Genomic DNA, 20762 nt, shown 5'->3' with positions numbered 1-20762 from the left:
GCTATGCGAATCAGTATGCAGATTCTGGCGGATCGACTCCGCCAGAATTATCCGGAGTGCCGTTTGGGAAAAATGTCAGAGGACATGAATCTCAAACGGCCTCTTTTTTATCAGAACGGAACAGACTTTAAGAAAAATAAAGTATATATTACAAGGGCATCTGATTTGACGCCGGAGCAGCTTGCAGAGCACGGAGATAATCTGGTGCTGGCAGTAGGTGATTTTAAAGAAATGGAAACTCTGCCGGACGGAGTGGGCTGTTTTCCGCAGGAAATAAATGCGGAAGCACTGTTTAATACGGCGCAGCGTGCTTTTGATACCTATGACGCCTGGGATGAACGGATGCAGAGCATGGCACTTTCCGAGAGTACACTGAAGAGCCTTCTGGATGCTTCTTACCGGATTTTTCATAATCCTTTGATGGTCAGCACCACAGAAGGCTTTATGGTAGACCACAGCAGCCTCATGGATACCCTGCCGGAATTTCAGGAGATTCTGTCTCATAATCAGGTCAGTGTTGTAGCCTGCAGCGAGGAACATCAAGAGCCCTTTGCTGTACAGCACTACCAGGATCCGGTTACGAAGAGAAATAATCTTTTTGTGGAGATCTATGACAAGAACCGGAACAGCTATCGGGTAATTCTGGTGGAGGCATCACGAAAGTTAAGGCTTTATGATGAGTATCTGCTGCAGCATCTGGCAAAATATGTGCAGCAGATGCTGGAACGTTATACAGTGGTGCAGGAGGACATCAGCTATACCCTGGATCGCCTCTTGTCCAATATTCTGACGGAGGACAGCATTGGGGTGGATTCTCTGGAATCCCGGTTTGAGAGTTTTCATTGGAAGGAATCTCACCGTTATTTCTGCATGAATATTCATGTGTCGACGGTAGACCGGCAGAATCTGACGGTTGTCCGTTTTATCTGTAACCGTATTGAGAGTCTGATGAGGGGAAGCTGTGCTTTCCTGCTCCATGAAAATATTGTGGTTTACGTGAACCTGAATGATTATGGAAAATCATTGGAGGAAGCGTTGGAAGCGGTGAAAGAGTTCCTGAAAGATAGTTATTTAAAAGCGGGCATCAGTTATACATTTACGGGCTTGCGTTCTTTGAAGCAGTATTATCTTCAGTCCCGGATTGCATTGGAAGAGGGCATGAAGCGCTATCCACTGCGCTGGATCAACCGCTTTGAGAATATTGCGCTTGACTATCTTCTTGGAAAATGTACGGAAGTGCTGGAGCCAGAGGTTGTCTGCAGCCGTGCAGTATTAGACCTGAAAAAATACGATCAGGAGCATAAGACCGATTATTATCTGACACTGAAAACCTACATTACCTGTCAGATGAACGCGGTGCAGGCAGCAAAGAAACTATTTATCCATCGAAGTACGTTTTTGTACCGGATGGCTCATATCAAAGAACTGGTGCAGATTGATCTGGAAGATCCGGATCAGCTGCTGTATCTGCTGATGACCTATCGGTTGTTGGAAGAAGCATAAAGAGAGCACTTTTGTCAGCGCTGAATCGCGCGGCAGAAGTGCTTTTTGCTTGCCTTTTTGATTTCTTACGTTATAATAGGAACTGCGGTTGTTTGACCAAATAGCCGTCCGCAGGATTTACAGAAACGGAGATTTACAAAAATGATTTTAGCATGTCAGAATATATGCAAAGCATTCGGGGACAACGAAGTCCTCAAAAATGCTTCTTTTCATATTGAAGAGCGGGAGAAAGCGGCGATCGTTGGTATCAACGGTGCCGGAAAGTCTACACTTTTAAAAATTATCATAGGGGAGATGGCGGCAGATGACGGGCAGACGGTGATCAACAAAGGTGCCACCATCGGATATCTTGCTCAGCATCAGGAGATGCAGAGTGGAAACACGATTTTTGATGAGCTTCTGACGGTGAAGCAGGATGTGCTCGATCTGGAAGCTCGGATCCGCAGCATGGAGCTTTCCATGAAACAGGCAGAGGGTGCCGAACTGCAGGAGCTGATGGACCAGTATGCAAGACTGAGCCATGAGTTTGAGCAGAAGAACGGATATGCCTGGAAAAGTGAGATTACGGGTGTATTAAAGGGCCTCGGATTTACGGAAGAAGATTTTTCCAAGCATGTGGATACCCTGTCCGGTGGACAGAAGACCCGTGTTTCACTGGGTAAATTGCTGCTCTCCAAACCGGATATTATTATGTTGGATGAGCCCACCAACCACCTGGATATGGGTTCTATCACCTGGCTGGAGACCTTCCTCATGAACTATCAGGGAGCCGTACTCATCGTATCCCATGACCGGTATTTTCTGAACCGTGTAGTAACCAAGGTCATTGAGATCGATCAGGGAGAAGTGACTACATTCATGGGCAATTATTCCGATTACGCCCAGAAAAAAGCCATGCTCCGGGAAGCACAGATGCAGGCGTATTTGAACCAGCAGCGGGAGATCAAACATCAGGAGGAAGTCATTGCGAAACTGAAATCCTTCAACCGCGAGAAATCCATCAAGCGTGCCGAGAGCCGTGAGAAAATGCTGGATAAGCTGGATGTGTTGGACAAACCTTCTGAAGTAAAGGCAGATATGCATATTGAGCTGGAGCCGCGGGTGGTAAGCGGTAATGACGTACTTACAGTACTGGGACTGTCCAAGGCATTTCCGCCTCAGACATTGTTCAAGGATATTGATTTTGAGATTAAGCGTGGTGAGAGAGTGGCGCTTATCGGAAGCAATGGTACGGGAAAGACTACCATTCTGAAAATTTTAAATCAGGTGCTCCCGGCAGATGAGGGAGAAGTACATCTGGGCTCCCGGGTACAGATTGGTTATTACGATCAGGAGCACCATGTGCTTCATATGGAAAAGACGGTGTTTGAGGAGCTTTCTGATGCCTATCCGACACTGACCAATACAAAGATCCGCAACGTACTGGCAGCCTTTCTCTTTACCGGGGATGACGTATTTAAACGGATTAAAGATTTAAGTGGTGGTGAGCGTGGCCGTGTTTCCCTGGCGAAGCTCATGCTCTCGGAGGCAAATTTCCTCATCCTCGACGAGCCGACCAACCACCTGGATATCGTGTCCAAAGAGGTGTTGGAGGATGCACTGAACCATTATACTGGAACTGTGCTGTTTGTCTCTCATGACCGTTATTTCATCAATACAGTAGCAACCAGGATTTTGGATCTGGAAAATCAGGGACTGACCAATTATATTGGAAATTATGATTATTATCTGGAAAAGAAAGAGACGATGGTGAATTTTACCGCGGCTCCTTCGAAAATGGTTTCGGCAGAAGAGACAACCGCAGATACAGATTCCAAGCTGGACTGGAAGCAGCAGAAGGAGCAGCAGGCACAGCTTCGGAAAAAACAAAACGAGCTGAAAAAAGTGGAAAGCCGCATTGAAGAGCTGGAGGACCGGGATAAAGAGATTGATGCGGAATTGGAGAAGAAAGAAATCTTCACCAATGTGGCGGAAGTGACGAAGCTTTCCAAAGAAAAAGATGCCATCCAGACGAAACTGGAAGAATTATATGAAAAATGGGAAGAGCTGTCAGAATAGTTGACAGCTTTTTCAATGGGAGCTCTCATGTACAGTGGCGCAAGTGCGTAACAAGTGTTTGACAAAGATTAGACAGGGTTTTATAATTAGTGCAGTATATAAATCGGAGGTTTTTCTGATGGAGGAAAGACAAATATCAAAGGCGGTAATCAAAAGACTGCCGCGGTATTATAGATATCTTGGTGAGATTCTGAATAATGGAGTGGAACGTATCTCATCCAGCGAATTGAGCAATAAGATGCAGGTGACTGCTTCCCAGATCCGGCAGGATTTGAATAATTTCGGAGGCTTTGGTCAGCAGGGATATGGATATAATGTACAGTATCTGTACGATGAGATTGGCAAGATTCTGGGAGTGAATAAAACACATCCTATGATCATTATCGGTGGCGGTAATTTTGGACACGCCCTGGCGAACTATGATTTTGAGAAGAACGGATTTGTAACGAAAGCCATTTTCGATGTGCGTCCGGATCTTTGTGGAACGATGGTTCGCGGCATTCCGGTGATGATGATGGACGATCTGGAAGAGTTTGTGGAGCAGGAGCAGATTGAGATTGCAGTGCTCACCCTTCCAAAGAGCAAGGTACAGGAGGCAGCGACCAGACTGGTAGCATGCGGAATTAAAGCATTGTGGAACTTTGCTCATTTGGATCTGGATGTGCCGAAGGATGTGGTTGTGGAGAATGTTCATCTGGTGGACAGCCTGATGCAGTTATCCTACCGGATCAGCAGCTATGAACGGCCTGAGAACGGAGAATAAGGAAAGATAATAGGGGGCCGCTGCAAAGGAGTACCGGTAATGGATCGGAATTCTTTTGCGGCAGGCTCTTTTTTATGGAAATAGATATGATAGAAAAAGAAATTTTGAAATTGCTTCCTGACCGCCCGAACAGATCCCATAAAGGAATGTTTGGAAAGGTGCTTTGTATTGCAGGAAGTGTGAACATGGCAGGGGCTTCCTATCTGTGCGGTTATGCGGCGCTGCGGACAGGAGCAGGACTGGTACGGATTTTTACCAGAGAAGAAAACAGAGTCATTTTACAGATGCTTCTTCCGGAGGCAATTCTGACCACCTTTTCCGCGGCGAGGGAGGCGGAGGAAAAGCTATCCGAAGCCCTTGACTGGGCGGATACGGTGGCGATAGGACCTGGCCTTGGAAAAGAAACCTGGGCGGCTGCGCTGGTACAAAAGACGCTGACGGAATTTCATGGTCCTATGGTGCTGGATGCGGATGGAATTAACCTTGCAGCGAAACATCGGGAAGGACTCTTGCAGCATGAAGGCCCACTGATTGTGACGCCTCATGTGGGAGAGTTCGGAAGGCTGATGGATCAGCCGGCAGCAGCCATTTCTGCGGATATTCCGGGGCAGGCGAAGGCCTGTGCAGAGAAATATCATTGTATCTGTGTATTAAAAGATGCACCCACGGCCGTAGCGTTTCCGGATGGAGCCTGCTGGATAAATTCCACGGGAAATAATGGCATGTCCACGGCGGGAAGCGGCGATGTACTGACTGGAATCATTGCAGGCCTTTTGGGACAGAAGGTGAAAGCAGAAGATGCGGCACGGCTGGGCGTCTGGCTTCACGGAAGAGCAGGTGATCTGGCGGCCCGCACAGAAGGAACCTATGGCTTAATGGCCCGGCATCTGATTCAGTATCTGCCGGAGGCCATGAAAGGAGAAGAGGAATGAAACATTATATGAGAGTATGTGCAGAGATCAATCTGGATGCTGTTGCATATAATTTTAGAAATATGAAAGAAAATCTGAACCCGGAGACCCAAATGATCGCCGTGGTGAAAACAGACGGATATGGCCATGGAGCAGTGCCTATTGCACAGATGGTACAGGAGTACCCTTATGTATGGGGATTCGCAACGGCTACCATCGAGGAAGCTTTGATTCTCCGGAAGGAGGGCGTGAAAAAGCCTATTCTGATTCTGGGATTTGTGTTCCCGGATGCTTATGAGGATGTGGTACGCTATGATATTCGTCCGGCAGTATTTAAGCTGTCTATGGCGCGCCAGCTTTCCGAAGAGGCTGTTCGCCAGCAGAAGACGGTCCATGTGCATATTAAAGTGGATACAGGTATGTCCCGCATTGGATTTGCAGATACAGCGGAGAGTGCAGATATTGTAAAAGAGATCAGTGGACTGCCGAATCTGGAGACAGAAGGACTGTTTACTCATTTTGCAAGGGCAGATGAGCGGGATAAGACGGCGGCCAATGAGCAGCTGACAAGATACCAGGCATTTGCAAAACTTCTGGAGGATCGTCAGGTACCGATTAAATATCATCACTGCTCCAACAGTGCGGGTATTTATGATATGAAGGACGCCAACATGGATATCGTGCGTGCGGGGATTTCCATCTATGGCATGTATCCGTCGGATGAAGTCAACAAAATGGCAGCGCCTCTGGCTCCGGTTATGAGTTTGAAAAGCCATATTGTATTTATCAAAGAACTTCAGCCGGGTGCGGCCATCAGTTATGGTGGAACCTATGTGGCAGATCATGAGATGAAAGTGGCAACCATTCCGGTAGGATACGGAGACGGTTATCCGAGGGCATTGTCGGGCAAAGGCCGGGTATTGATCCGCGGATGTCAGGCGCCGATTCTTGGACGTATCTGCATGGATCAGTTTATGGTGGATGTATCCGATATTCCGGGTGTCCGGGAAGGAGATGCTGTTACCCTTATTGGTTCCGATGGCGGTTATGAGATCCGCATGGAAGAACTGGCGGAATTGACTGGTGGTTTCCACTATGAGCTGGCCTGCGACATCGGAAAACGGGTTCCCAGACGGTTCTGGAAAGATGGAAAAGTTGTGGCAACCCAGGATTATTTTTCTGAAAGCGGAATAACCAAAGCATAATCCGGAAATACTCTGACTGAAAAAAGAACAGATCGGAGTGAAAATATTGGTAATCAGACGCGGAGATGTCTATTACGCGGATTTAAGACCGGTGATAGGTTCGGAGCAGGGCGGCATCCGGCCGGTTCTCATTATTCAGAACGATATTGGCAACAGACATAGTCCTACGGTGATCTGCGCGGCCATTACGTCTAAAATGAATAAGGCAAAGCTTCCGACCCATGTGGAGTTGTGCGCATCGGCCTGTCATATGGTCAAGGATTCCGTGATTTTACTGGAACAGCTTCGTACGATTGATAAAAAAAGATTGAAAGACAAAGTGTGCCATCTGGACGGACCTATTTTGAAAAAGATAGAGGATGCCCTGAAAATCAGTCTGGAATTAGATACATAGGCTTGCAAACATTGATTTTGCGTGTTAAGATAGATAGCATGCATAGATGGCGTCCGCTTAGGGGCGCGGAAGAACGAAAGACGAGAAAAGGAGATTTAGTTTATGTCAGGACATTCCAAGTTCGCAAATATTAAACATAAGAAAGAGAAAAATGACGCAGCAAAGGGTAAGATTTTTACCATCATCGGAAGAGAGCTTGCGGTTGCAGTTAAAGAGGGTGGTCCGGATCCGAACAACAACAGCCGGTTAAGAGATGTAATCGCAAAGGCAAAAGCAAATAACATGCCGAATGACACCATTGACCGTGGTATCAAACGTGCAGCAGGTGATGCAAATGCTGTCAATTATGAGCATGTTACATATGAAGGATATGGACCAAGCGGAATTGCTATCATTGTAGAGGCTCTGACCGATAATAAGAACCGTACCGCTTCTAATGTGCGTAATGCATTTACCAAAGGAAACGGTAGTCTGGGAACTACTGGCTGTGTATCTTACATGTTTGATCAGAAAGGCCAGATCATTATTGACCGCGAAGAGTGCGATATGGAGGCAGATGACCTTATGATGCTGGCTCTGGATGCAGGCGCAGAGGATTTCTCCGAGGAGGAGGACAGCTTTGAGATCTTGACAAATCCGGATGATTTCTCCGCAGTCCGTGAGGCATTGGAGAAAGAGGGAGTTCCGATGGCTGAGGCTGAGATTACCATGATTCCGCAGAATTATGTGACTCTCAGTGATGAAAATGATATTAAATTCCTGAACCGTACGCTGGATCTCCTGGATGAGGATGATGACGTTCAGGCTGTTTACCACAATTGGGACGAGTAAAGATGATGTTTAAAGAAGGTACATGTCCGATCTGCCACGAAAAAATACAGGTTCCGGAGGACAGAGAGCAGATTATCTGCATGTTTTGTGGAAAAGAGATTTCTGTAGACGAGGCACTTGGAAAAGAGAAGAAAGAACCCCGGAAACTTGGTCAGGAAGAGCATCAGGAGTATGAAGACCGTGCACTGGCAAGAATGAAAGAACTGATTGAAACTTGTGATAATCCTATGAATAATTTTAAACGTACCCGTTATGAAGGGGAGTTTGAAGATTATTATGCGTCCAACAGAGAACTGTTTGAAGCTCTGGATATGATCTATACCGGTGGAGCATCAGGAGAGCAGACATTAAAGCAGATGGCTGATTGTCTGATAGAGACTGCCAGAGAACAGATTGAGCAGATTCGTTTCAAAGGGCGTAAGACCCAGAAGCAGTTGGATTATAATTTTATGATCAGTGTTTATCTGATTCCGGCTATTCGGAAGTATCCGGCAGATTTTTCCGAACCCTTTGCAGACTGCTTGGTACAGTCCTGGAATGAAGCATTTGGCACTACAATCGGAAAAGCAAGCTTTGATGATATTAACAAAGGTTTCCGCAGAAAGCTTTGCTATGTGACGACAGCTATCTGCGAGAATCTGGGAAAAGGTCCGGACTGTTATGAGTTAAAGACTCTGAAGGATTATCGGGATCAGTATATGGAGAAGACACCGGAAGGTCATGCGCTTGTAGACGAGTATTACGATATCGCACCAACTATTGTAAAGAGAATGGAACGCCAGCCAAACCGGGATCAGCTGTATAAAGAGCTTTATGAGCAGTATCTGGTTCCCTGCATTCACGAAATCGAGGCAGGCAAGTACGAAGAGTGCTGTAAACGTTACGAAGAGATGGTTCTGGATCTGAAGAGCCGTTATCTGAACTAAGGTATAAAATACCGGTCTTTCAGCCATACTTGGAAGAAGAAAAGTATGGTGGAAAGGCTGGTTTTTTATGGCGGAAAACGAAGATAAACTGGAGAAATACGGACAGCCGGAGGAATTGTCCCAGTCATCCCGTATCAGGGTTCTGACGATTATCGGAGAGGTGGAAGGACATGAGAATCTGGGAAGCAACAGTAAGACAACGAAATATGAGCATGTAATTCCATTGCTTGCAGCTGTTGAAGAAGACAACAATGTAGATGGACTGCTTGTTCTCATCAATACTGTGGGTGGAGATGTGGAGAGTGGTCTTGCTATTGCGGAGATGATTGCGTCTTTAAGCAAACCGGTGGTATCCCTGGTGCTTGGAGGAAGTCATTCGATTGGCGTTCCGTTAGCAGTGTCAGCAGATTATTCATTTATCGTACCAACCGGAACGATGATGATTCATCCGGTCCGTATGACCGGACTGATTATTGGCGTGTCGCAGACGTTTGATTATTTTAAACGGATTCAGGAACGGATTGTAAGTTTTGTGGTGTCTCACAGTCAGATACGAAAAGAACGGCTTACAGAGCTGATGCTTGAGACCGGGGAATTGACCAAGGACGTAGGAAGTATTCTGGTAGGCGAACAGGCAGTCAGGGAAGGACTGATTGATGAGGCAGGTGGCATTCAGGATGCATTTCGGAAACTTCACGAACTGATGAAGGCAGAAAGAGATTGAGTTTTGTCTGTTTTCTTGCTATAATGGGCGCATGTGAGCCGGGATGGGTAACTCTGGCGAGTGATGAATGTACGAGAGAAAAGGAGAGATACGATGGCAGTTTTAACAGGATTAGAGCCGGCAGGCGTATGGAAATATTTTGAGGAACTGAGCAATATCCCAAGAGGATCTTATCATGAAAAGGCAGCCAGTGATTACTGCGTGGCATTTGCAAAAGCACACGGGCTTGAAGTCTGGCAGGATCAGGCCTGGAATATTATGATGGTGAAAGAAGCATCGGAAGGATATGAGGATGCAGAACCCATTATTTTACAGGGACATCTGGATATGGTGTGCGAGAAGAAACCAGGCTGCACCATTGATTTTGAAAAGGACGGTCTGAAATTGGCCATTGACGGCGACAATGTCTATGCAGAGGGAACGACCCTTGGCGGAGATGACGGAATTGCTGTTGCCTATGCACTGGCACTTCTTGACGATGAAAGTATTCCTCATCCCCGTCTGGAAGTGATCTTTACCACCAGCGAGGAAGTGGGAATGGAAGGTGCATCTGCACTGGATCCGTCCGTGCTCAGAGGACATACCATGATAAATCTGGATTCTGAGGGTGAGGGTGTGCTGTTGGCAGGCTGTGCAGGCGGATGCCATATGCAGGTAAATCTGCCACTTAAAAGAGAAACTGTAACCGGTATCTTTGCAACGCTGAAAGTAGATGGTCTGAAGGGAGGACATTCCGGCACCGAGATCAATAAAGGCCGTGCCAATGCCAATCAGCTGCTTGGTCAGGTGCTCACAGCGTTGGCAGAGAAGGTTCCGTATCATCTGGTAACACTGGCAGGCGGACTGAAGGATAATGCCATTACCCGTGAAGCAGAGGCACAACTGGTATTTGCATCCCGTGAGGCAGCAGCAGAGGCAGAGAAAGTGGCAGCTGCCAAAGGAAAAGTATTCCGCGAGAACTGCAAAGAGACAGATGCAGGGGTGACGGTGACACTGACCGTTGAGGGAGAAGAAACAGCGGCGGCTATGACCGCAGAAAGCGCTGCTAAAGTAAGAGCACTGCTCATAAGAATTCCAAATGGTGTGGTTCGCATGAACCCGGATATTCCGACGCTGGTACAGACGTCTCTTAATGTAGGAATCATGACCTGTGAGGATTCCTTGCTGAATCTCCAGTATACAGTCAGAAGTTCTGTTGGAGATGAGAAGGAAAAACTGATTCAAGAGATTACTACTATTGCGGAGGAAGAGGGGGCTTCCATTGAGCGGAACGGCGAATATCCGGCATGGGAGTATCAGAAGGACTCCCCACTTCGCGCAAAAATGATGAGAATTTACGAAGAAATGTTTGGAAAAATCCCGACAGTAGAAGTGATTCATGCAGGACTGGAATGTGGTATTCTTTCCACGAAGATTCCGAATCTGGACTGTGTTTCCATCGGACCAAATATTTATGAAATTCATACCACAGAAGAACATATGAGCATTTCTTCTGTGCAGAGAATGTGGAATTATCTGGTGGAAATTGTAAAAACCCAATAATAGTACTGGTTTAACCGGTTTGCAGGGGAGATTTATGCAGACCGGTTTTTTACTTATAAAAATAATTTATGATTTTTATTATTAAAACTGGATAAAAAGTTCATTTTATGATACATTTAATAAATAAAATCATCATAAGGAAGGTGAGCAATTGGAAAATTATACAAAGTACAAGCTGAAAAGCAGTGATGAGCTCGCATCCGTCCTGGAGGGAAAGGACAATCTGTTTGTGATTGCCTGCAACAAGTGTTTCAAAGAATTTGACACTGTTGATGAGCCGGATTGCGATGAGTTCCTGAAGATCGCTGCTGAGCAGGGCAAAACCGTTACGGGCAGTGCAAAAGTTGATTTCCTGTGCAACAAGATGCACACAGAAAGAAAATTACAGGATCTGATTCCGGAAGGAACAGATCACGTGGCAGTCATTTCCTGTGGTCTTGGTATTCAGACGGTTGCAGACCTGGCAGGAAAGCCAGTGATTGCTGCAAGTAATACACTGAACTACAGAGGACATCACGGTATGGCTCTTACTAAGAAGAGCTGTGATGCATGCGCACAGTGCTATCTGAATATTACCGGAGGCGTCTGTCCGATCGTCGACTGTTCAAAGAGTCTTGTCAATGGACAGTGCGGCGGCGCAAAGAATGGAAAATGCGAAGTCGATCCTAATAAGGACTGCGCATGGGAGAAAATTTATCAAAGACTGGCGAAACAGGGGCGGCTCGAAGAATTTTTGAACCAGCCGGTGCAGGTTCGCGATTTCTCCAAAGTAAATTTCAAAGTGATCAACGAGTATGTGAAGTCGATCAGAGACGACAGGCTGAATGGATACTATGGCGGCGTTCATCCGTCAGAGCATAAGGAATTCAGTGAGCATATTGCACTGAAGAGATTCCCGGAGCCAAAGACACTGGTGATCTCCATGTCACAGCATCTGGGTGCTCCGGCCAATCCGATCGTTCAGGTGGGCGATACAGTCAAAGTTGGTCAGAAAATCGGTGAAGCAGCAGGATTTATCAGCGCTCCGGTTCATTCCAGCGTAAGCGGAACCGTTGTTGCAGTGGAACCGCGTATGCATGGAACAAGAGGCAGCGAAGTAATGGCTGTTGTCATTGAGTCCGATGGAAAAGACACACTGCATGAGTCTGTTAAGCCTCATGGTGATCTTGACAGCCTGACTCCGGATGAGATCATTGAGATTGTCAAAGAAGCAGGAATCGTTGGTATGGGTGGTGCAGGTTTCCCAACCTGTGTCAAACTAAAACCAGCCAAACCAGTTGATACCATTCTTCTCAATGGATGCGAATGTGAGCCATATTTAACAGCAGACCACAAAGTTCTCCTTGAGTTTGCAGATGACATTATTTTTGGTCTGAAAGCAATCCTGAAGACAACCGGTGCTGAGAAAGGTATCATTGTCATTGAGGATAATAAACCGGATGCCATCGAACTGCTGCAGGAAAAAGTTGCCAACATCGGCAACATGGAAGTCTTCGTTGCAAGAACCAAATACCCGCAGGGTGCTGAGAAGACTCTGATCAAGCGCGTGATGGGACGAAAGGTTCCAAGCGGCGGTCTTCCGGCAGATGTTGGTGTTATCGTAGATAATATCAGTACTGTAAAGGCGATTTCCGATGCGATCCAGAAAGGCATGCCTCTGATCGAGCGTGTTACAACGATAACAGGCGAGAAGATCAAGAACCCGGGCAACTTTATTATCAAGATCGGCACCAGCGTAAAAGACCTGATCGATTATTGTGGTGGATTCACTGACGATGACGTACTGGTCAAGATGGGCGGACCGATGATGGGATTCCCTCTGAATACACTGGACGTACCGATGATGAAAGGCTCCAATGGTATTATTGCCATTGAACCGGATGAGACAAAAGAGCAGCCGTGTATCAAGTGCGGCCGCTGTGTTGATATCTGTCCGATGGAACTTTCTCCGCTGTATTTTGTGAAATATGCAAAAGAAGAGAACTGGCAGGGCATGAAAGACATGAACGTCATGGATTGCGTAGAGTGCAGATGCTGTCAGTATATCTGTTCTTCCAAGATTCCGATCATCAACAGTATCAAAGCCGGAAAAGGTGCAGTAAGGGGGATGAAGTAAAATGTTGATTACCCAGTTAAAAGCAAAAGAAACGATCACTTCCCTGACAGCTGGAAAAAAGGTGTTCATCATCAACTGTCATGGATGCAAAGAAGTTCGTTTTCCGGAAAAAGAAGCTGTTGAACTTCAGAAGGAACTTGCCGCTGAAGGAAATGTGACAGGAATCATGACAACGGATTATATCTGTAACCCGGAAAACATGGAATTACGTCTTAAAAGACATATGAGCAAGATCCAGGAATCAGATCTGGTGTTAGTATTCTCCTGCGGTGTTGGTGTACAGACCGTGGCAGAATATCTGGCTGACAAAAAAGTCTGTGCAGCCTGCGATACATACCCGGTACCTGGTTTCCAGGGTGTGACTCCGCTGGAGTACAAATGTGACCAGTGCGGTGAGTGCTATCTGAACCTGACAGGCGGAATCTGCCCGATTACGGCATGTTCCAAGAGCCTTGTGAACGGACAGTGCGGTGGTTCCAAGAATGGAAAATGTGAAGTAGACAGTGATATGGAGTGCGGCTGGGAGCGTATTTACAGACGTCTGAAAGAAATCGGACGGCTTGACGCGCTGAAATGCCCGACACAAATTCATAACTTCGCAACAGACGATGAGGTAAAATAAAAGGATTGGAGCAATAATACAATGAAAATGAAAGAATTATTTGACCGTGGTGAATTCGTAGTTTCTGCTGAAGTAGGACCGCCTAAAGGAATCCATGTAGAGGAACTGGTAGAGGAAGCAAAAACATATCTGAAAGGTGTTCATGCCGTAAACGTAACAGATAATCAGTCTTCTGTTATGCGTCTTGGCTCTCTTGCAATGTGTAAAGTTCTCAAAGATGCTGGCATGGATCCAATCTTCCAGCTGGCATGCCGAGACAGAAACCGTATCGCTCTGGAGTCTGATCTTCTGAGCGCTGCTATGTTCGGTATTGAGAATATTCTCTGCCTGACCGGCGATCATACAAAGATGGGTGATCATCCCCAGGCAAAACCGGTATTTGACCTTGATTCCGTATCCCTTCTTCACACAGTGAAACTGCTGGAGTCAGGCGTAGATCTTGGTGGAAATCAGCTGGTAGGTGAGCCGCCGAAATTCTCTAAAGGTGCGGTTGTATCTCCGTGCAGTGATTCCGTTGATGCACAGCTTGCAAAGATGGAGAGAAAAGTGGCTGCAGGTGCTGATTACTTCCAGACCCAGGCTGTTTTTGAGCCGGAGAAATTTATTAAGTTCATGGAGAAAGCAAAACAATTCGGAAAACCGGTACAGGTTGGTATCATTATTCCGAAATCTGCCGGAATGGCAAAATTCATGAACAACAATGTTGCCGGTATTCATGTTCCGGATGAGATGATCGAGGAACTGAAAGCAGATAAAGAAAAGACCAAAGCAGGTATCACTGGTGTTGAGATTGCTGCACGTATTATTAAAGAGTGTAAGCCCTACTGCCAGGGTGTACATATTATGGCCCTTGGTTGGGAGTCCAAGATCCCGGCACTGCTGGAGCAGGCTGGAATTTAATTCCAAGTTTTATAAAGGAGCTGTCCGAATCCCGGACAGCTCTTTTTTTCAGAAAGACTAAAATTCCTTTGATATTCTTAACATTTCTAAAGATTCTCCGAAATCCCACATATTTGAAAAAATTTATGGTAAGGTATAAAAGCTTTATAAATTCTGATTGTTAATCAAAGAGAGGAGTGTTCTCTATTTTGAAACCGCTTGTAGAAGTACGGGATATGTGCAAAATTTATAATCCCGGTGAAAATGAGGTGCGTGCACTGGATCACGTGAGCCTCACCATAGATCAGGGAGAGTTCGTGGGAATCATCGGTCATTCCGGCTCTGGAAAATCAACTTTGATGAACATGTTGGGATGTCTGGATATACCGACTTCCGGATCCTATTATTTGAATGGAAAGGATGTCTCTCATATGTCAGATGACGAATTGTCGGATATCCGGAATGTGGAGATTGGTTTTATTTTTCAGGGATTTAATCTGATTCCCAACCTGACGGCGCAGGAAAATGTGGAATTGCCGTTGATTTACCGGGGAGTAGGCAAGAAAGAGCGGGAGGCACTGGCTCAGGAATCCCTGAAAATGGTAGGACTTGCCCAGCGAATGGATCATAAGCCCAGCGAGATGTCAGGAGGACAGCAGCAGAGGGTAGCCATTGCAAGGGCCATCGCGGCAAAACCTCCGGTAATCCTGGCAGACGAACCGACGGGAAATCTCGACTCCCGGTCGACCCAGGAAATTATGAACATTTTAAAAGATCTTCACAAAGACGGAAGAACAGTGATTCTTATCACCCATGATGATGAGATCGCAGCGCAGGTACACCGGGTGATCCGGATCAAAGACGGAAAAGTAGAAGCTGACTTTTATAATGAAGAGGCAAAGGGAGGACATGAAGATGATTTTAAAGAAGTTTAAGAAAGAAAAGGATATAACGGAACTTGCAGTACAGAAAAAGACGCTGACGCCGGAGCAGAAAAAGAAACGGAAGAAACGGATCATCGCCGGTGTGGCAGCCGTTGTTATTGTGGGATTTGCAGTGAGCAGAATGCTTACTCCTGCAGCGCTTCCCATGGTGTCGGTCCGCTCTGCACAGGTAGGAAATATTGAGCAGAGTGTAGATGCCAGCGGTACCGTGACCACGGAGGAGTCAAAGACGTATTTTTCACCGGTGGGAGCGAAGATATCCGAGTGTAAGGTGCAGGCGGGAGATGCAGTGGCAGCAGGAGATGTGATGCTGGTCTATGATGCACAGGATCTGGAGGAAAGACAGAAGGAAGCAGAGCTTCAGAATGATGAAGCAAAATATACCTATGAGAACACGGTAGGTAAGAGCAACAAAGACGCTTCCGAGTACAGCCGTTCCAGCCATGATGTGGAGATCCTGGAGCAGCAGGTGGAGGACTGGAAAGCAGAGGTCCATGCACTGAAGCAGTACATTACGGATATGGGATGTTTCTTACGAGAAGCCCAGAACGAAGGCCATGAAAATGATGTGGAAGAGTATCAGAATAAGATTGACCAGGCAAATAACACATTGATGGTAAAAGAAGAAGAGCTGGCTGATTTCCAGAGCAATCTGTCTGAGCAGAAAGGAATCAAGAACTCCACGGAGGATTCCATGCTCACGGCCAGCGGAAAGAAACAGATCGAGGCAACCAAAGATCTGGCAGCATTAAAGGCTTCCCAGGTGACAGACGCAGTAGCACAGGTGACAGACGGACTGAAAGCAGAATTTAATGGTGTTGTCACGGATGTGAAGGCTGTGAATGGCGGAACAGTGGAAGAAAACGGAGAATTGCTCACTGTTGACAGTACAGAAAATGTCTGCGTGAAGGTGTCACTCAATAAGAGTGATCTGGAGAAGGTAAAAGAAGGACAGAAAGCAGCAATTACGATTGTTGGTAAACCGTATGAGGGAACCGTTACCCGTATCAGCCGTTCTGCGACGAAGAATGAAAAAGGCGCTGCTCTTGTGACGGCGGAGATCCACATTGACAATCCGGATCAGGATCTATATCTGGGCGTGGACGGAAAAGTAACGATCCAGGGAAATAAGGCAGAAAATGTGGTAACGGTTCCCATCGAGGCAGTCAACATTGGAAAAGACGGAAGCTTTGTTTATATCGTTAATGAAAATGGGATGATTGAAAAACGAATCATCACAACCGGACTTTCCTCCGCAGAGGCAACGGAGGTGAAGGAAGGTCTTGACGGAACCGAACAGGTGGTATTAAGCGTGGATGCCGGGATTGAGGAAGGAATGCAGGTTACGCCTGTGGAGGAATAAAGCATGGGACAGCTTTTCGAATACATAAAAATGGCATTGTCCAATATTAAAATGAACAAGGGCCGGTCGTTCCTGACCATGCTCGGCATTATTATTGGTGTCTCTTCTGTTATTCTGATTATGTCCATCGGAAACGGAGCAAAATCCGAAATGGAGAATGAGCTCACTTCTGTGGCAGGAGGACAGATATATATTTATGCCAATTCCAATCTGGATGGTGAAATACCAACGGTGACGGCAGAAGACAGGGATGCATTAAGAAAACTTCCGGGTGTAAAAGGAGTCAGTTCCATGGCAGGCTCCATAGTGAACAGCGTTAAGACCGGAAAAGGAAATTTCGAAGCAGTGGTCGATTATACGGACCCGGATTATGAGTATTCCACGAATCCAACCATGCTTTATGGACACTGGTTTACCTGGGATGATTACGACAGTGGATTGGATGTGGCGGTTCTATCAGAAAAAGATGCTATTCGGATGTTTGGGACTGCTGATGTGGTGGGGCTTACGTTTGAAATGGATGATGGAAGTTCCATTAAAGATGTCCGGATTGTAGGCGTGAAAAAAGCACTGGATGGAACTTTTGTAAATGAAGGGTATGGCGATTATCTTGGTATAACAGTGCCCCTTACATCGGATTCCTACTGGGCAGAAAACCAGGACTTTGATTCGGTATATCTATTCTCTGAGAATACATCTGCGACGGCTGAGCTTGCAGAAAAGGGTGTCAATCTGCTAAATGCCCGCCATGGAATGACAGGACAGGATGCGTTTCTGACCGAGGATTTTGAAAGCCAGATGGCATCTATCATGCAGGTGCTCGATATGATTACTATTTTCATTATGCTGGTGGCGGCTATTTCTCTGTTGGTCGGCGGCATTGGCGTTATGAATATTATGCTGGTATCCGTTACCGAGCGGACACGGGAGATCGGAATCCGAAAAGCATTGGGAGCCCGGACGAAATCAATCCTGCTGCAGTTTCTGGCAGAATCCGCCATTATTACCGGCATTGGCGGCATGATTGGAATTGTAATTGGAATTGCAGGGGCTTATGCCGTCTGCGCATTGCCTATGGTCAGCTTTGGGCCTGCAGTCAGTGCAGGAGCTGTCATTGGAGCAACTGTATTTTCCTGCACCGTTGGTATCTTCTTCGGAATTTATCCTGCAAGAAAAGCGGCACATTTGAGCCCGATTGAAGCACTTCGCAGAAATTAACACAGGCTGCATAGAACGGGGCAGAAAGTGACAGCCTGTGAATGGAACATCCGCTGCCATTTTCTGCGCTCAACAATCAAATATATTTTGATAGTCAAAATATATTGACAAACACAAACATATGCTATATACTTTGAAAGTCAAAGTAATATCAACTATGAATTTAAGAGGTGTATAACATATGTGGAAGGACAGTATCAGTGCCCTGGACAGAAAGAGAAAGCGTATTCTGCAGGCAGGTGGACAGGATCGTATTGAAAAACAGCACAAGAGCGGCAAACTGACAGCCAGAGAAAGAATTGACCTGCTCTTTGATCCGGGCACCTTTGTGGAAGTAGATAATTTTATTGAATCCCGAATTGATGATTTTGGACTGGACAAGAAAAGAGTGCCGGGAGACGGTGTTGTGACTGGTTATGGCGAGATCGGCGGCAAGACCGTATTCGTATCTTCCGAGGATTTTACTGTCATTGGCGGTTCCTTGGGAGAATATCACTCTATGAAAATTGCCCGCATTCAGGATATGGCATACGATATGAAAGCTCCGATCATTATGATCAACGACAGCGGCGGAGCCCGTATTGAGGAGGGAATTGATTCTCTGAGCGGTTATGCAAATATTTTCCTGAGAAATACTAAGGCATCCGGTGTGATTCCGCAGATTGCAGTAATCGTAGGACCTTGTTCAGGCGGAGCATGCTATTCTCCGGCTATCTGTGATTACATTTTTATGGTGGAAGAGATTGGTAAAATGTTCATTACCGGACCGCAGGTTGTAAAGACGGTGGTAAACGAGACCTGTACCGTAGAAGAACTGGGAGGGGCTGCTGTTCATGCAACAAAGAGTGGGGTGACTCATTTTACCTACAAAGATGAGGAGACCTGCTTTGAGGGAGTACGGCAACTGCTTTCCTATCTGCCGAGCAGTTATCTGGAAAGGCCGAAACTGGTGAAGGACAAGGAGGATACTTCTGCAAAGAAATCCCTTCTTTATTCCCTGAACAATCTGGTAAGAAGGAATAAGATTGAGCCCTATGACCGCTGCGAGGAACTGACAGAAATCGTGCCGGACAATTCCAGAAAAGCATATAATGTGCTGGAAGTGATTGACCGGATCTGTGATAAAGATTCCTTCATGGAAGTGCAGAAAGAGTTTGCGAAAAACGTAGTGGTTGGTCATGCAAGAATCGGTGGCCGCAGTGTGGGTATTGTGGCGAACCAGCCTATGGTGCTGGCAGGCAGCCTTGACTATGATGCATCTGATAAGGCAGCACGTTTTATCCGGACCTGTGACTGCTATAATATTCCGTTGGTAGTGCTGGTGGATGTGCCTGCATTCATGCCGGGAACAGCACAGGAGCATAAAGGAATTATTCGTCATGGAGCTAAAATGCTCTATGCATTTTCCGAGGCAACGGTGCCGAAGATTTCTGTTATTATGAGGAAAGCATACGGCGGTGCTTATATTGCAATGAACAGTAAAAACATGGGAGCTGATATTGTCTACGCATGGCCGGGAGCAGAAATTGCGGTTATGGGAGCAGAAGGAGCAGTGAATATTGCATTCAAGCGCGCTATCAGTGAAGCAGAGAATCAGCAGGAGACCAGAGATCAGTTGGTGCAGGAGTACAAAGAAAAATTCATGAACCCCTATGTGGCGGCTTCTCGTGGATTTGTAACGGAGGTAATTAAGCCTGCGGAGACGAGAAAACGTCTGCTTGCAGCCCTGAATATGCTGAAAAACAAACAGGTGGCAGAAGTTCCGAAGAAGCATGGTAATATTCCACTATAAAACGTTGGTTCGAGGGCACAAAAAACAGCAATCGTTCTTGTGCTCATGAACGAAAAAAAGATTTAGATATAAATAATGCATAATGATAGTTGGAATTTCGAAACTCTAATTGTGAAAAACTGACAATTTTCATGAGCAAATTGATGTGCTATACTATGCTCATGATAATGTGAAAGGAGGGTTTTGGAGATGTTAAAAGACTTGACAAGTGAGAACCTGATTAAGCTCAACATCGAGGCAACTGACTGGGAAGATGCGGTTCGTAAAGCTGCTCAGCCGTTACTGGATGCCGGCAAAGTAAAACAGTCTTATGTCGATGATATCATTGTCGGAGCAAAAGAATCAGGTCCGTATTTTGTACTTGCCCAGCATGTGGCACTTCCCCATGCAAGACCTGAAGCGGGAGCGCTTGAGAGCGCAATCGGTATTGCAACTTTAAAAACACCGGTAGAATTCGGAAGCGAGGCTAACGATCCGGTTAAGTATTTATTCTGCTTAAGTGCAAGAAATAATACAGAGCACCTGGAGGCGCTGGCTGATCTGGCAGAGAGACTGGAGGATGAAAATTTCTTCAAGATGCTGGATAATGCAACCGGAGCTGAAGAGGTTCTTGCATACCTCAACAAATAAGTCACATATTTTTAAAGGAGGAATTGAACAATGTATAGAGCATTAGTATGCTGCCGTGCTGGAATGGGTTCCAGTATGCTTCTTAAAATCAAAGCTGATCAGGTAATCAATGAGAACAATTTCCCGATCAAAACTGAGCATGGAAATCTGGATTCTATCGTTGGATTCAACGGAGATCTGGTAATCACCATGGATGACCTTGCAGGAGAGCTGAAAGATAAAGTTCCGTATGCACTGGGAATCAGAAATATCGTAGACAAAGTAGAAATGAAATCTAAATTAGAAGAGTTTCTGGCTACGAAGCAGTAATTAAGACTGCAGGTGAATGAAAGACGGCTGCG

Annotated in this window: 19 protein-coding genes; all 19 read left to right on the top strand. The window is 46.1% G+C overall.

Annotation, left to right across the window (positions count from 1 at the left end):
• Positions 1-3 precede the first annotated feature (3 nt).
• The 19 genes from ACZMB2_RS00625 to ACZMB2_RS00535 all read left to right on the top strand — a co-directional run bounded on the left by ACZMB2_RS00625 (position 4) and on the right by ACZMB2_RS00535 (position 20730).
• Positions 4-1503 (top strand): PucR family transcriptional regulator, encoded by a 1500-nt coding sequence (locus ACZMB2_RS00625; RefSeq protein WP_487595051.1) that lies wholly within the window; start codon positions 4-6, stop codon positions 1501-1503.
• 141 nt (positions 1504-1644) lie between these two features.
• On the top strand, positions 1645-3561 hold the full coding sequence (locus tag ACZMB2_RS00620) for an ABC transporter ATP-binding protein (RefSeq protein ID WP_487595050.1): 1917 nt from the start codon (positions 1645-1647) through the stop codon (positions 3559-3561).
• Between the two features lie 118 nt (positions 3562-3679).
• Positions 3680-4324: a redox-sensing transcriptional repressor Rex gene (locus tag ACZMB2_RS00615; protein ID WP_487595049.1), complete on the top strand. Its 645-nt coding sequence runs from the start codon at positions 3680-3682 to the stop codon at positions 4322-4324.
• An 86-nt stretch (positions 4325-4410) separates the two neighbouring features.
• Positions 4411-5256, top strand: a complete 846-nt coding sequence (locus tag ACZMB2_RS00610; RefSeq protein ID WP_487595048.1) for an NAD(P)H-hydrate dehydratase — start codon at positions 4411-4413, stop codon at positions 5254-5256.
• Complete coding sequence (gene alr, locus ACZMB2_RS00605) at positions 5253-6440, top strand: alanine racemase (RefSeq protein WP_487595047.1); 1188 nt, start codon at positions 5253-5255, stop codon at positions 6438-6440. The genes ACZMB2_RS00610 and alr overlap by 4 nt, the downstream gene beginning before the upstream one ends.
• A 46-nt stretch (positions 6441-6486) precedes the next feature.
• Entirely contained in the window at positions 6487-6834 is a 348-nt protein-coding gene (locus ACZMB2_RS00600) for a type II toxin-antitoxin system PemK/MazF family toxin (RefSeq protein WP_487595289.1), read from the top strand.
• Between the two features lie 102 nt (positions 6835-6936).
• A complete protein-coding gene (locus tag ACZMB2_RS00595; RefSeq protein WP_487595046.1) occupies positions 6937-7665 on the top strand; it encodes a YebC/PmpR family DNA-binding transcriptional regulator in 729 nt (242 codons plus the stop codon).
• 2 nt (positions 7666-7667) lie between these two features.
• Entirely contained in the window at positions 7668-8591 is a 924-nt protein-coding gene (locus tag ACZMB2_RS00590; protein WP_487595045.1) for a CFI-box extended C-terminal domain-containing protein, read from the top strand.
• A gap of 67 nt (positions 8592-8658) precedes the next feature.
• A complete protein-coding gene (locus tag ACZMB2_RS00585) occupies positions 8659-9315 on the top strand; it encodes a ClpP family protease (protein ID WP_487595044.1) in 657 nt (218 codons plus the stop codon).
• A gap of 93 nt (positions 9316-9408) precedes the next feature.
• Positions 9409-10857 carry an aminoacyl-histidine dipeptidase gene (locus tag ACZMB2_RS00580; RefSeq protein WP_487595043.1) on the top strand — a complete coding sequence of 483 codons (1449 nt, stop codon included), beginning with the start codon at positions 9409-9411 and terminating at the stop codon, positions 10855-10857.
• Between the two features lie 151 nt (positions 10858-11008).
• Entirely contained in the window at positions 11009-12973 is a 1965-nt protein-coding gene (rsxC, locus tag ACZMB2_RS00575) for an electron transport complex subunit RsxC (protein WP_487595042.1), read from the top strand.
• 1 nt (position 12974) lies between these two features.
• Complete coding sequence (locus ACZMB2_RS00570; RefSeq protein ID WP_118769980.1) at positions 12975-13595, top strand: methylenetetrahydrofolate reductase C-terminal domain-containing protein; 621 nt, start codon at positions 12975-12977, stop codon at positions 13593-13595.
• A 27-nt stretch (positions 13596-13622) separates the two neighbouring features.
• Complete coding sequence (locus ACZMB2_RS00565; protein WP_487595041.1) at positions 13623-14495, top strand: methylenetetrahydrofolate reductase; 873 nt, start codon at positions 13623-13625, stop codon at positions 14493-14495.
• 188 nt (positions 14496-14683) lie between these two features.
• Positions 14684-15409 (top strand): ABC transporter ATP-binding protein, encoded by a 726-nt coding sequence (locus ACZMB2_RS00560; protein WP_308459282.1) that lies wholly within the window; start codon positions 14684-14686, stop codon positions 15407-15409.
• Entirely contained in the window at positions 15390-16781 is a 1392-nt protein-coding gene (locus ACZMB2_RS00555; protein WP_487595040.1) for an efflux RND transporter periplasmic adaptor subunit, read from the top strand. The genes ACZMB2_RS00560 and ACZMB2_RS00555 overlap by 20 nt, the downstream gene beginning before the upstream one ends.
• 3 nt (positions 16782-16784) lie before the next feature.
• Entirely contained in the window at positions 16785-17999 is a 1215-nt protein-coding gene (locus ACZMB2_RS00550; RefSeq protein WP_118769984.1) for an ABC transporter permease, read from the top strand.
• Between the two features lie 181 nt (positions 18000-18180).
• Entirely contained in the window at positions 18181-19791 is a 1611-nt protein-coding gene (locus ACZMB2_RS00545; protein WP_487595039.1) for an acyl-CoA carboxylase subunit beta, read from the top strand.
• Positions 19792-19980: 189 nt separating this feature from the next.
• On the top strand, positions 19981-20421 hold the full coding sequence (locus ACZMB2_RS00540; RefSeq protein ID WP_487595038.1) for a PTS sugar transporter subunit IIA: 441 nt from the start codon (positions 19981-19983) through the stop codon (positions 20419-20421).
• 30 nt (positions 20422-20451) lie between these two features.
• Positions 20452-20730, top strand: coding sequence for a PTS sugar transporter subunit IIB (locus ACZMB2_RS00535; RefSeq protein ID WP_487595037.1), 279 nt, complete (start codon positions 20452-20454; stop codon positions 20728-20730).
• Positions 20731-20762 lie beyond the last annotated feature (32 nt).

This window comes from Hominiventricola sp., from assembly GCF_057604405.1.
The sequence above is the reverse complement of the archived record's forward strand: the minus strand, read 5'-3'. Positions and strand labels throughout refer to the sequence as shown.

Coding starts and splice junctions, on each gene's coding strand:
- ACZMB2_RS00625 (WP_487595051.1), top strand. CDS start 4: ATGCGAATCAGTATGCAGATTCTGGCGGATCGACTCCGCCAGAATTAT.
- ACZMB2_RS00620 (WP_487595050.1), top strand. CDS start 1,645: ATGATTTTAGCATGTCAGAATATATGCAAAGCATTCGGGGACAACGAA.
- ACZMB2_RS00615 (WP_487595049.1), top strand. CDS start 3,680: ATGGAGGAAAGACAAATATCAAAGGCGGTAATCAAAAGACTGCCGCGG.
- ACZMB2_RS00610 (WP_487595048.1), top strand. CDS start 4,411: ATGATAGAAAAAGAAATTTTGAAATTGCTTCCTGACCGCCCGAACAGA.
- alr (WP_487595047.1), top strand. CDS start 5,253: ATGAAACATTATATGAGAGTATGTGCAGAGATCAATCTGGATGCTGTT.
- ACZMB2_RS00595 (WP_487595046.1), top strand. CDS start 6,937: ATGTCAGGACATTCCAAGTTCGCAAATATTAAACATAAGAAAGAGAAA.
- ACZMB2_RS00590 (WP_487595045.1), top strand. CDS start 7,668: ATGATGTTTAAAGAAGGTACATGTCCGATCTGCCACGAAAAAATACAG.
- ACZMB2_RS00585 (WP_487595044.1), top strand. CDS start 8,659: ATGGCGGAAAACGAAGATAAACTGGAGAAATACGGACAGCCGGAGGAA.
- ACZMB2_RS00580 (WP_487595043.1), top strand. CDS start 9,409: ATGGCAGTTTTAACAGGATTAGAGCCGGCAGGCGTATGGAAATATTTT.
- ACZMB2_RS00570 (WP_118769980.1), top strand. CDS start 12,975: ATGTTGATTACCCAGTTAAAAGCAAAAGAAACGATCACTTCCCTGACA.
- ACZMB2_RS00565 (WP_487595041.1), top strand. CDS start 13,623: ATGAAAGAATTATTTGACCGTGGTGAATTCGTAGTTTCTGCTGAAGTA.
- ACZMB2_RS00555 (WP_487595040.1), top strand. CDS start 15,390: ATGATTTTAAAGAAGTTTAAGAAAGAAAAGGATATAACGGAACTTGCA.
- ACZMB2_RS00550 (WP_118769984.1), top strand. CDS start 16,785: ATGGGACAGCTTTTCGAATACATAAAAATGGCATTGTCCAATATTAAA.
- ACZMB2_RS00545 (WP_487595039.1), top strand. CDS start 18,181: ATGTGGAAGGACAGTATCAGTGCCCTGGACAGAAAGAGAAAGCGTATT.
- ACZMB2_RS00540 (WP_487595038.1), top strand. CDS start 19,981: ATGTTAAAAGACTTGACAAGTGAGAACCTGATTAAGCTCAACATCGAG.
- ACZMB2_RS00535 (WP_487595037.1), top strand. CDS start 20,452: ATGTATAGAGCATTAGTATGCTGCCGTGCTGGAATGGGTTCCAGTATG.